This window comes from Bacteroidota bacterium, from assembly GCA_016183775.1.
Lineage (GTDB): Bacteria > Bacteroidota > Bacteroidia > JABDFU01 > JABDFU01 > JABDFU01.
The window spans coordinates 1-14,298 of sequence record JACPDY010000044.1; the positions used below are offsets into that span (position 1 = coordinate 1).

Genomic DNA, 14,298 nt, shown 5'->3' on the forward strand with positions numbered 1-14,298 from the left:
ACTGATAACTATAAGGTGATACTCCGCCCGAAACTGAAACAGAAGCTTTTCCGTTTGCTGCACCACAAAAAGAATTTATACTAGCCGGGGTTAAATCGATTACAGGTGGTTCGGTTATGGTAACTGTTTGGGCAATAGTACATCCATTGGCATCAGTGGTTGTTACAGTGTATGTGCCAGCAAACAAGTTCGCAATAGGTGATCCTGTATAATTTCCGGGCTGCCAATTATATGTATATGGCATACTTCCCCCGGCAGCCGACGATGACAATGTTCCATTTGCTCCCCCATGACATGAAACAGCAGTTGACGATACTGTTACAGACAATGCTACAGGGGGTTGAGTAATGCTTATTGAACTTTGAACCTCACAGCCATTATTATCAGTTGCAGTAAGCGTATATGAACCGGCCAACAGATTATTAATAGCGGCAGTAGTGGCCGATCCCGGAGTCCACAAATAACTGTAACCTGGAATTCCACCCATTACATTGGCAGTAACACCGCCATTATTGCCGCCAAAACAACTTACGTTTATTTTATTGATAAAATTTATTGCAAGCGCAGGGGGCTCTGTAATTGTAATTAATGAATTGGTTTTACAACCTTTTATATCTGTTACAGTAAGTGTATATGTGCCGGCCGAAAGATTTGAAACGGAGCCACTGGTTTGTCCGCCAGGCTGCCAATTATAAGAATAAGCCGGGGTACCCCCGGATACGGAGGCCGCAGCTGTTCCATTATTTAAATAATTGCATACTTCGTTGGTGCCTGAAACTAAAACCCCTAAAACTGGTGGCTGAGTGATGGAAGCGGCGGCTGAAACAGTGCATCCGGAATTATCAGTAATAGTTACAGTGTATGTTCCTGTGAACACACCTGAAGCATTAGGAGATGATATTCCGATGGGACTCCAATTATATGTATACGGTGCAACACCTCCTGCTGAAGCAGAAGTAATTGAACCATCATTTCCGCCAAAGCAGCTCACATCGGTCGTTGAAAGAGTAACAGATAATTGCGGCGGCTGGGTAATCGCATACGTTGCTGTAATTTGACAATTTTTTGAATCCCTAACCGTAACAGAATATGTTCCGATTGCTATAGCAGTAACAGATGAGCCTGTTTGATTTCCGGGCTGCCACAGGTATGTATAGGAAGGTATCCCCCCCCACGGGGAAAGTGAAACACCTCCATTACTACCGCCAAAGCAGGACACGTTTGTAACTACTGAATTTACGGCTAAAGGCGCTGGTTGAGTAATTACAACCGTTGTTTGTAAAGTACATCCGATTCCGTTTTGAATTGTCACCGAATAGGTTCCAATGGGTAAATTGTCCGCTGTTGCTGTTGTTTGCGCAGGCGCTGTATTCCAAAAATAAGAATATGGACTTATACCACCGGTAACATTAACTGTTGCGGAACCATTATTTCCACCAAAGCAACTCACATTAACGGGAGTAACAGTAACCGCACCGGTGAACCCTTTATAATAAATCCGGACGAAATCAGTGTCAGCGGGACACGTTCCGTTTCCTGTGGTTATAAGTCTCAAGTCAACGAAACCATTCGCGAGTTCAGCAGAAGTTGGTGTATACGTACATATGAGTGATGTGTTGTTTGGACTGAAAACACCTGCTCCACCAGACCAGACTCCACCACTTGCGCCAGTTACGGAAGCATTTAAAGTCGCAACCGGGTGCTGTACACATACAGTATCATCGGGACCTGCATCTGCAGAAATAGTAACTGAAAAAGATGTAACTGTTACAGAAGCATAAGTTGGTGGGCAATTAGAAGCATCGGAAAGTCTGACAGTAAATACGCCTGCACCAACATTAATACTTTGGGATGGATTTACATTGTTCCATAAATAAGTATAAGGGGGTGTTCCTCCACTTCCGTTAGCTGTAATAATGGTTGATGTTTGTCCGAAACAAACGGTTGGATTAATTGGAACAATAACTACAGCAAGGGTTGAATTTAATATTGCCCTTACGGTGTCGCATACAGTTTGAAAGTTGCAATTAGCGGCAGGTTGACCGCAAACTACATAATCAACATATGGCGGATGCCCGGACCCCGGCGTAATGGTTGGATTCAGACAGCCGGAAGTACAGGATAAATAACTATCATAGGCTCCCGGCAAACCGGGATAAATGGAATGCCATGTTATAGTTGAAGTATTAAATCCTGTTGCATTGAACTGGGTAGTACACCCCTCATTAACAGAAACATCCTTTCCGGCAACAGCCGCAGGGATTGATGATATTTGATAAACATTTTGATTGTTCCCGGGCTTACAAAATGTCAGGACATGAGGCCCCGTACCTGATAAACAAATAGGTGTTCCAACTAAGTGCAAAGGGCCGCAACCTATCTGATAATAAAGAGCACCGGGGGGCAGGGCGCCAGATATAATATCAAAAGAAATACCTACTGCAGCCGAATCCAGTGTAATGTTAAATTTTATACATCTGTCGGGAGATGTGCTTCCACAGCAATTATCATTTCTTACAACAGCAGGACTTGTCCAAACACCACCCGGATCACCGGTGAGATCAACTGTAAAAGCGGGCGTTCCCGGCCCGCATTGGGCACTTGAAACTTGTGAAAAAAGGAAAACAAATACAGATAATATAAATGATAATTTTAATCGCATTTGAGATCTTTAAACTCAGTTTACGTTTAAAGCATGAACTTGGTTTCCATTGTTGACTTCTTTTTGATAAAATCACCCCATTCACACAATAAATTTGTTTAAAAACAGCCAGGAAGCAAAGAAACTCAATTCAATACGTCAATTTTTTCTTCCCCGGCATAAAACTATTCTATTAATTTTTGAATCCAGATGTAAGTTATTCCGATAGTTTTAGCAATTTCAGCCTGTTTTACGGCTTCCTTTTTACTGCTCATTTTCGAAACAAATACATAATTGAACCGGGTTGATTCAGAATACATCCAATTTGCTTCTTTAAACCCTTCTCTACGCAATCGCTTAACCTCTGCCTTGGCAAAATCTCCATTATGATAACTGCCTACAATCACATAATAACCTTTTTGAGAAGGATTGCCGGTGTCGTCAGCAAAGTCCCCTGCCTTATTGGTAGCAATCCAAAACGTATTATTCATTGCAACAGGAGTTAAATTATTGACCGTTTTATCTGATTCCTTTACAGACTGTTTATGCTTTACAACAACAGGATTTTCATTTCCGTTCTTCTGAACAGGCAAAATGGTTTCTGTTTTAGGGATTATTTTTAGCTCTTCCGGCGCAGTATTCACTTGTACCGGTGATGTTTCTTTTGCTTTGGGAGTTTCTGTTACCGGTGCATTTTTTTCCACTTTTACTTCCAGGCTGTCTGCCTTTTTTTCATCGGCTACCTCCTCCTCTGTTTTATTCTCATCAGTAACAGGCTCTTCCACAATAGACTCTGGTGCTATTTTTTTACTCTTTCCGAATTTTAAATTCACCATGATCTCATGACTCAAACCGGAATATTTACCGATACTCCCAACGATTATATCATACGAATAGCCAATATAAAATTGTTTATGAATACAAAAACCTGCATTGGCCGCTATCGCGTAATCACTTTTGTAAGTCGCTCCGACCCAAAATTTATTATGCCAGTCAAAATTGATATTGCCATCATATTGTAATGGCGCATTTGCAACAAAACGAATCAAACCCTGAGGAGAAATTGAAATACCTTTATCTTCTGAAACAAAAAATCTGTATTTAAGCGAGCCCATATAATGCCGCGCCTGTGTATAATAAGCGCGCACATTAGTGCTATTTGAATAACTTATTTTATTCCCCGGTAATTGTGGAACGGCTGCACTAAACTCGAACCCCTTCCAAACAAATAATGCGCCAGCATTCGCATCATAAGTAATTTTGTGCTGCGAGTTTGTGAATACAGTTGGGTCAGCAACATTTTCAACTTGTACTTTCGAATAATCCAACGTTTGATCAAGAATTCCGAAAGAAACACCAAACGTTAAATGCGCATCATCATTTATATTGACCTTGTATGAATACGATAAATTACCTCCGACTCTATTATTTATGCCTTTTTTATCACTTATTAAGCCTAAACCCAAACCAATTTTCTTATCCATAAAACTCTTATCCAGCGTAAACAAGTTGAGTTGCGGGGAACCCTTAAAATCAACCCATTGATTATGACTTATAAACATAATATTGAGGCCCTCACCATAACCTGTGAAAGCGGGATTATAAACCATTGGATTATAAAAATAATGGCTAAACATTCCTATCTGCTGGGCATTAGCAAAAAGGAAGGATAAAATAAATAATATGCCAAGGTTTATTTTTTTCATCACGCAGGAGTCATGTCCTAAATAATTTATTTGCTTCTTAAAATATCCAGTGATCCCTTAATAACCTGAGCCGGCTTATCAAATTTTAAAATATAATAATATGTTCCATCAGGCAGATCGGCACCATTGTATGTGCCCTTCCAGTCATTAGCATAGTCTTTTTTTTGGTATACTTCGTTTCCATAAATGTTGTAAACAATTACCTCGTTGCCTGGAAACACCTGAATATTTTCTATATGCCAGGTATCATTTATTCCATCGCCATTAGGAGTAAACAAATTAGATACCAGTCCTTTAAATTCTGACTGCGTAACCGTTATTAATACAGTGTCTCTGTTTGTGCAACCTTTTGCATCCGTTATAGTGAGCACATAAGTTGAAGTGGCAGCCGGAGTTACTGTGGGTCCCAAAACGGTATCATTACTCAAGCCTGCTGACGGTGCCCATAAAGATTTTCCCGTTCCAACACCTTTAAGTGTGAGCGTTTGCCCTTGCATAATTGTTGTATCAACACCGGCATTAACAAAAGGCACTGATACAACTACTGTGAAAAAAGCTGTATCGGCATTACAGGTGCCACTTTTTACTATTGCCGCAAACAGGTTTGTTTGAGATAAGCCATTATAGCTTTGACTTGCAGTTGTATTTGTAACAGTTGTCCAACTTACACCACCATTAGTTGAGGATAACCAATTTAGAATAGTTCCGACATTGCCTGATAAATTCAAGCTTCCTGCGTTTACAAGATAACATACAGTATCATTACCCGATATCGCTCCTGCATTGGTAAGAGGGTCAATTACAATGGATGCTATTGATGAGGTATCCTCAGGACAACTCGAACCGTTTTGAACTACCGCCCGGTAAATTGTATTTTGAGTAATGTTTGGATAAGCTAAAAAAGTAGTTGTATTTGCAACAGTAGTCCACGAAACGCCGCCATTTGTTGAATATAACCAATATAACACACTGCCCGTATTACCTGTTAAATTTAAACTTCCAACTCCTGATCCAACGCAAAATGTACCTCCCCCACTAATCGTTCCACCAACGCTTGGTGCATAAATAGTAATACAGGCTATCGAAGATGTATCAGGCGCAAACGCGCCATTTTTAACAATGGCCCTGTAGCACGTCGTTTGTGTAATGTTAAAATAACTTTGATTGACAATAGTATTGCCGGTATTGATCCATGTTGCACCCCCATCCGTTGATGATTCCCACTTTTGAATTGTCCCAACACTTCCCGTTAATGTTAAAAATCCTGAATTGGTAGCGTTTGGGCAAAGCGACACCGCTCCGGAAATAGTGCCTCCCACCGATTGGGCCTGGACTTTCAATACTGAAAAACATACCATAAGAATAAGCAGATAGCTTTTAACTAAACCATTCATTACAAAATTATTTTTACGCATCTGCAAGTTAACAATACTAATTCAAGTACGTTTCCCGATTATTGTTTATGATAATTTAGCTTGACATTGTAAATGTAAAATCTTTTTTTTGAATCCTAAATCATGGGACTTCCCGCCTGATAAACTTATTTTACCGGTGCGCGCCTTCAATAACTTTTCTTGATTTCACCGGTTAAAATAGTCAGTTTAATTGCTCTCAAGATTCTGCACAACTAATTTATAAGCCCAACTTATGTAGTAAAAAGGAGCAAAGCGACTGAACCATTTATGTCTTTTTCGGTATATGTATTAATTGGGGTTATTCCGATCTATTTATATCCTCTGGGTAAAAAACATCCAGAAGGTTGAATGTGTAGTTTGGATAAAGTAAACTTATAAGTCCGGGGCTGGCACCCTTGTCTTCCCAAAATAACGTCTCTAAATTTCGGAACTTTTTAAAGTAGCAGTTAATACGTGTTCTTTTGATTCTTAATCAGGTGTTATTAACCATGAAAAGCATCACGCCAAAAGGCGTGACCAACGAAAAATGAACCTGTCGGCAGGTATGTGACAAACAGCGATTTATAAAATTACATATACATGAATTTAAGCAGCTATTTGGTTAAGCACTTCAGCTTAGAAATGATATATATTTTTATAAATGTTTTTTTGACCTAATTATTTACATCCGATGGTTTTCTAAAATTAGATTTAATGTGTTGATGTTCAATTAATAACAATCAATAAATAATTTGAATTAATAAAGCTCTTTCACAAACTATTATCAATGCAACAATACCCTTAGTTAGCTATGTTATATTAAAAAAAATGTTTTTTGCCATTTTATAATTCTTGCGCCAGATTTACATATTAAAATAAAACAAATACAGTCATCATATTTATAATGATGCATTCTAAAAAAATAATTCATAATTAACTAGAAATCAATATCCTTAATGTCCATTTTAAGTTACAACAATAAACAACTTCAAAATATCATACGCAACACTACTTTCCTGGGCTTAGCAGGCATTTTCAACGTGCTGTTTTTATATTCTCCCCTTACCTTTTCGCAAAACACACCGGCTGTAAACAAAACCTGGGTTGTCAATCCTTTCGAAAACAAAGAATTTATTGAAAACAAAGGTCAGTTTACAAAGAGCAGTACTCTTTTGGATGAACCCGCACTATACGCCATTAATCGTAACGGAGTTCAGATCTATTTTACGGCAAAAGGTTTATCCTATCGCTATGATGAATACAAACATAAAGCGGATGATCATAAGCCAGGAAAAAGCATTGAGGAAGAATTAAAAGAAAAAGAGATTGAGCTCATTCACCATAAAGTGCAGATGGAATGGCAAAATTCAAATCCGAATGTACAGGTTGTAGCGCTTGATCCTTTATCACACTACTGTACCTATTCCGACCCATCCGACCCATCACATAAAAAAACAATTATCGCTCCGGTATTTAAAAAAATTATTTATAAAAATTTATACCCCGGAATTGATGTTGAGTATTTCTTCCCTGAAAATAAAGCCGGATTCAAATACAATATCATCCTTCATCCGGGAGCGGATGTTTCAAAGCTGAAAATGAAATATTCCAGCGCCAAAAAAGTATCACTGGATGAAAGAGGGAACATTGTCATTAAATCAGACTTCGGACCAATTACAGATCACGCCCCTGTTACATCCGTGAACAATAAACCACTTGCTTCATCCTTTGATCTGCACAACAATACAGTCACATTTAAACTTTCCGGTGATTACAATTCCTCCGAAACAGTCCTGATCGACCCATGGGTAACCAACCCTGCATTCACCACCAATAAAGCTTATGATGTTGATTATGATAAATATGGTAACGTATACGCCTATGGATCGTATTCGCCTTATCAATGTGTAAAGATCAATAATACAGGAACAATTTTGTGGAAATACTCCGCTACAACATTTAGTGCGACAAATTACTACGGCGATTTTCTTGTTGACTTCAACAGTAGTATGTGTTATTTATTCGAAGGGTTCAACACAAATGGCGCGCAAGCCTTAAAACTTAGTCCCAGCGGTACTGTTGTTGCATCTTCATTAGGTAGCACTGATATCCAGGAATATTGGAGGGCAGCTTATAACTTATGTACAAAAAGTGCGATCATTGCGGGTGGTGGCACTGCAAAAGCCTACCAGGCCTGTATTTTAGATTCAACATTAGCCAAGTTAACCCCTGTAAATGTTTTGTCGGCAACAGGACCATTGCACGATATAGCCCTTTTAACAATAGACAATTCAGCTAATTGCTATATGTTGTCGGCACGCAGCGTAGTAGATCCAACATTTGCCGACAACTACCTTTTCAAAGTTCCAGCTGCAACCCTGAGTCCTAATATATTCGGTGTAAATGGGAATCATGCGTTCATTGAAGTGGGTAGCATTACATATGTTGGCCCTACCGTGTCCGGTTCATCCGGCATCGCCAATGGAATGAATGGTATTGCAGCCAGCAACAACTTCTTAACTACCTATGATGGATTTACTTTAAAAAAATGGAATAAGACAACAGGTGCTTTTATCACTCAGTCTAATATTGGCACTGTGGCATTCAGGTATGGGGGATTGGACATCAGCGATTGTGATAATATTTATGCAGGGGTGTATAAATCGATCAAGATACTTGACGCAAGCCTTAATTTAACCTCTACTATTGCATTACCTGATACTGTATTTGACTTAAAGCTGAACAACGCTGACAAACTGGTCTATGCTACCGGAATTGGTTATGTAACAGCTATTGCGATCACTGAAAATTGTATTGATACTGTGAAGGCCACTGTTTCTTCCACAGGAACCTGTCCCGGCAGTTCGGGCGGAACCGCTACAGCAACTGCTACCGGAGGCAGCGGCGCAAATTATACGTATTCCTGGAACACCGGACAAACCACACAAACAATTACAGGGTTAACGCCGGGTATTTATACTGTAACTGTTACAAACAATTTTCTTCAATCCTGCACCCCGATCAAATTAACAACAACACAAAGTGTTACTGTGCCTGCAGCAGGGACAACGCTTGCTTACAATTTAACCTCTACTCCTTCCTGTTTTAATTCGGCTAATGGCAGCGTTACAGCTAATGTTTCAAGCGGCACTGGTCCATATACATACAGCTGGAGCGGAACAACACAAACAACAGCATCTGTTACCGGTTTGAACGGCGGCGGTAATTATACTGTAACTATAACAGATGCGGGAGGATGCACCGCCACAAGCAATTCAACTGTTCCCCAATTGACTGCCATAACGTATAATTTAACCGGTACAAATGCAAGCTGCGGGTCAAATAATGGTACGGCTACTGTTGCTTCTGTTACAGGAGGATCAGGAAGCGGGTATTCTTATTCCTGGTCGTCAACAGGCACCGGAATCACTGAAACAAATTTATCCGGCGGCACTTATACCGTTACCGTTACCGACGGAAGCGGCTGCACTGCTCCAGGTACCGTAACAATAAATAATAACAGCGGTCCGACAGCAATTATGGACACACCTGTTAATATAAGCTGCTATGCAGGCAATAACGGAAGTGTTACAGTTACCGCTGCAGGAGCCTCGGCAAACTATAGTTATAATTGGAGCAATGGCGCAAATACAGTCAGCACTTCATTAACCAATACATTAACGGGTTTAAGTGCCGGAACATATATAGTTACAATAACAGACGCGGGAGGCTGTACTGCAACAAGCACTGCCGTAATTACCCAGCCGGCAATACTCACCCTGACTGCAAGCGGATCTATTACCAAATGTAATAGCAGTTGCGATGGCCAAGCCACTGCTATCGCGGGCGGGGGCACAAATCCGATCTCAGTAGCCTGGAGCACATCCGGAACAGGTCTGACTATAAACGGACTGTGTGCGGGAACCTATTTCGTTACCATAACTGATGCCAACGCATGCAAGAAAGACAGCGCGGTAATTGTAAATGAGCCTACTGCCTTAACACTTTCCACAACAAATACAGCCGCCGACTGCAATCAAAGTAATGGAACCGCAATGGTAACGGCCAGCGGGGCAACTGCCGGAACAAGCGGGTATACTTACAACTGGAGCACAGGAACTTCCACCCAAACAGCAGGCAACCTGGCCCCCGGAACTTACACAGTAACTGTAAGTGATCAGAACAATTGTAATTCAACAACTACTACAACTATACTAAACAACAATGGGGTAAATGCCTCTATTCAAAGTGTTACATCTGCCTCCTGTTCCGGCACCTGCAACGCCTCCGCTACAGCGCAAGGCACCTCCGGAACGGCCCCTTATCAATTTAGCTGGACGAACTCCGCAACAGGTCAAACTGCTGCCAATCTTTGCAGCGGAAATTATACGGTAACAATAAGCGATAGTAAAAATTGCACTTCAACCGCGGTTGCCGCTGTTACTGAGCCAACAGCTGTTACAGCACTTGCAACTCCTGTTTCAGCCAAATGCGGAAACCCAGATGGCAGCGCAAGTGCAACGGCCAGTGGCGGAACAGGAAATTTCACCTTCAATTGGAGCAATGGTGCTGCCGGTATAACATCATCTGGTCTCCTGGCCGGAACATATTCGGTTACAGTGAATGATGCCAATGGCTGCTCTATTGTTGAAACGGTTTCCGTTCCGGATCTTCCCGCAGGCACAGCCAACACAACTGTCCTTTCCAATGTGGCTTGTTTCGGAGAAAGTAACGGCTCGGCAGTTGCGAATAGTACGGGTGGTACTTCCCCCTTTAACTATACATGGAGCGATGGTGCCACCACAGCAACAGTTAATACATTTGCTCAAGGAATATATACTGTAACAATTAGCGATGCCAACGGTTGTGTAACTACAACTACGATCAATATCACAGAGCCGTCAGTTATTGCTACAGTTACTACCCCGGTTTCCGCTACATGTGGAAATCCGAATGGCAGCGCCAGTATAACTGCCACCGGGGGAACCGGTGCATTTACCTTCAACTGGAGCAATGGCGCTGCCGGAGAAACTTCATCAGCACTCCTGGCCGGAACATATTCAGTAACAGTGAATGATGCGAATGGCTGCTCTAAAATTGAGACTGTAACCATCACAAATATTGGCGGAGGAACAGCAGGCACTTCCATTCTATCGAATGTAACATGTTACGGAGATAATAATGGCTCAGCAACAGCAAGCATTGCCGGCGGAGTTGCTCCATTTAACTATACCTGGAACAATGGCGCCACCACGGCAACGGTAAATACATTTGCACAAGGCACATACACAGTAACTGTGAGTGATGCCAATAATTGTTTGACTACAAGTACAGTTATCATTACACAACCTACTGCTTTAAGTTTGCCGGCTATACAACCGGAGACATTGTGTATAGGCCAAAGTAAAACGCTAACATCCAATCCGTCGGGAGGCACTCCCGGTTACACCATAAACTGGATGCCGGGTTCGCAATCAGGTGCAGCAATAAGCATACAACTTACTCAACCTACTACCTATACAATAAGTGTTACAGATGCTAATGGCTGCACTACAACCCCGCAGACAGTAACAATAAACATTAACCCTCCGTTAAATGCAACTGTGGCAAGCATTTCACCGGTATGCCCGGGAGGCAATGTAAACCTGAACAGCCAGGCCTCCGGAGGTAATGGCAATTACAGCTATACCTGGTTAACCAGCCCCGTACAAAACACCCAAAACATTATTGTAACAGCCACAACGCAACAAACTTATACTGTGGTCGCGAATGACGACTGCGGTACACCACCGGATTCGGCCATCGTAACACTGAACCTGCATCCTGTACCGCAGGTAAAATTCACGGCAGATATAACACAGGGATGCCAGGGATTGTGCGTGAACTTCAGCGACCAAAGTACAATTTCATCAGGATTGATCACACAATGGTTCTGGGATTTCAGCAGCGGTACTTCTGCCAGCCAGGATCCCACAAATTGTTTTCGCGCACCGGGAAAATATACAGTTTACCTGAAAACGATAAGCGATAATGGCTGCAGCAGCATGGACAGCACAGCACAAATGATACATGTATTCCCTAACCCGACAGCTGCTTTCACAACCACACCTGACAGCGCTACAATAGTTGATCCAAAATTTCAATTTAATGATCAGTCATCGGGAGCAACAAACTGGCTGTGGAATTTTGGAGATCCGATGGATGACAAAACCAGTACTTTACAAAACCCGGATCACAAATACAGTGAGATCGGAACATATTGCACAGTGCTGAAAGTGAAAAATCAGGAAGGGTGTGTGGATTCAATTGAACATTGCGTGGTGGTGGTGCCGGAGTTTATCTTTTATATTCCAAATGCCTTCACACCGAATGATGACAATATAAATGACAAGTTCACCGGAACCGGCATCGGAATTAATACATTTAAAATGTCAATATTCGATCGTTGGGGAAAGATGATCTACGCAACCGACAATATAAACAATCCATGGGATGGCAAAGCCAATAAAGGGCAAGAGGTTGCACAACAGGATGTTTATTCCTACCTGGTTGAAATTACTGATATATTTGAAAAGCCGCACCGCTTTGCAGGACACGTTTCCCTGATCCGATAAGCGATCGTAAATTCATAGTTTTCGCTGTTCATTCATACCTGATAAGTGCTATCTTTGCAGGCCTTATGGAAAACATACGTAACTTCTGCATTATAGCCCACATCGACCACGGCAAAAGCACCCTGGCCGACCGTTTGCTGGAGTATACCAAAACTATTTCAAAACGCGATATGCAGGCCCAGGTTTTGGATGATATGGACCTCGAAAAAGAACGGGGTATAACCATTAAGAGCCATGCTATTCAAATGGAGCATATATCTAAGGGGAAAAATTATATTTTAAACCTTATTGACACACCCGGGCACGTTGATTTTTCATACGAAGTATCGCGATCTATTGCCGCCTGCGAAGGCGCTCTGCTGTTGGTTGATGCCGCGCAAGGCATACAGGCGCAAACCATTTCCAACCTGTACCTTGCATTAGAACAAGACCTTGAAATAATTCCTGTATTAAATAAAATCGACCTTCCCAGCGCCAACCCCGAAGAAGTGAAAGACCAGATCGTTGACCTGATCGGTTGTAAACGTGAAGATATAATGGTGGCCTCGGGTAAAACAGGGCAAGGTGTTTATGAAATACTTGACGCTATAATTGAGCGGGTGCCCGCGCCTAAAGGCGATCCCAAAGCTCCTTTGCAGGCGTTGATATTCGATTCTGTTTACAATTCATTTCGGGGCATCATCGCCTACTTCCGTATAATGAACGGCGAATTAAAAAAAGGTGATAAAGTAAAATTTGTCGCTACCGACCGCGAATATATTGCTGATGAAGTAGGTATCCTTAAAATGACATTGATACCAAAAGATAAATTAAGTGTTGGTGATGTCGGGTACATTATATCGGGTATTAAGCAAGCGAACGAAGTAAAGGTAGGGGATACAATCACACACGTTGAGAACCCCTGCACCGAAATGATCAAAGGTTTTGAAGATGTGAAACCCATGGTATTCGCGGGCATTTACCCTGTTGACACCGAAGATTTTGAAGAGCTGCGCTCGTCGATGGAAAAACTTAAGCTGAATGACGCTTCTCTTACCTGGGAACCTGAAAGTTCGGCTGCTCTCGGCTTTGGATTCCGCTGCGGATTTTTGGGCATGCTGCACATGGAGATCATACAGGAGCGCTTAGAGCGTGAGTTTAACATGAGTGTCATTACGACTGTTCCTAACGTATCTTATATAGCATACACTACCAGGGGCGAAGAACTGCACCTGCGTAACCCTTCCGATTTCCCCGATCCTACAACCCTCGAACGTGTTGAGGAACCCTATATCAAAGCCAACATTATTACCAAATCGGAATTTGTAGGAGCTGTAATGAGCCTGTGCATGGACAAACGCGGTATCATTCAAAACCAGGTTTATCTCACAACCGACCGCGTTGAACTTATATTTGAAATGCCGCTTGGCGAAATTGTTTTCGATTTTTATGATAAACTGAAAAGCATTTCCAAAGGTTACGCCTCGTTCGACTATTCACCCATAGGTTACAAAACATCCGACCTGGTGAAAATGGATATTCTCATCAATGCCGATCCTGTTGATGCCCTTTCGGCCCTGATACACAGAGACAGGTCGTATGACTTCGGAAAGAAAATTTGCGAAAAGTTAAAAGAACTTATTCCCAAGCAACAATTCCAGATCGCTATACAAGCTGCCATCGGCGCCAAGATCATTGCCCGCGAAACCATATCGGCCATGCGAAAAGATGTTACAGCCAAATGTTACGGCGGTGACATCTCACGCAAGCGCAAACTTTTAGAGAAACAAAAAGAAGGCAAAAAACGTATGCGCCAGATCGGAACTGTTGAGATCCCGCAAAGCGCGTTTATGGCGGTGCTGAAGTTGAATGATTAGAAGGAGTTGGAAGTCGGAAGTCCGAAGTTGGAAGTCCGAAGTCGGAAGTCAGAAGTCGGAAGCTGGAAGTTGGAAGTTGGAAGTTGG

Annotated in this window: 5 protein-coding genes; 2 read left to right on the forward strand and 3 right to left on the reverse strand. The window is 41.9% G+C overall.

Translation table 11 applies throughout. The features are described from left to right. The 3 genes from HYU69_05745 to HYU69_05755 all read right to left on the reverse strand — a co-directional run. Nucleotides 1-2,662: SprB repeat-containing protein (locus HYU69_05745; protein MBI2269846.1), on the reverse strand; the 2,662-nt coding region annotated here is incomplete at its 3' end. Between the two features lie 164 nt (nucleotides 2,663-2,826). Beyond that, nucleotides 2,827-4,347, reverse strand: coding sequence for a PorP/SprF family type IX secretion system membrane protein (locus tag HYU69_05750; protein MBI2269847.1), 1,521 nt, complete (start codon nucleotides 4,345-4,347; stop codon nucleotides 2,827-2,829). Between the two features lie 26 nt (nucleotides 4,348-4,373). Further along, nucleotides 4,374-5,741 (reverse strand): gliding motility-associated C-terminal domain-containing protein, encoded by a 1,368-nt coding sequence (locus HYU69_05755; protein ID MBI2269848.1) that lies wholly within the window; start codon nucleotides 5,739-5,741, stop codon nucleotides 4,374-4,376. 956 nt (nucleotides 5,742-6,697) lie between these two features. On the opposite strand from HYU69_05755, the gene HYU69_05760 reads away from it, so the two are divergent. Then, entirely contained in the window at nucleotides 6,698-12,355 is a 5,658-nt protein-coding gene (locus HYU69_05760; protein MBI2269849.1) for a gliding motility-associated C-terminal domain-containing protein, read from the forward strand. 65 nt (nucleotides 12,356-12,420) lie between these two features. Beyond that, nucleotides 12,421-14,211, forward strand: a complete 1,791-nt coding sequence (gene lepA, locus HYU69_05765; GenBank protein ID MBI2269850.1) for an elongation factor 4 — start codon at nucleotides 12,421-12,423, stop codon at nucleotides 14,209-14,211. Nucleotides 14,212-14,298: the final 87 nt, after the last annotated feature.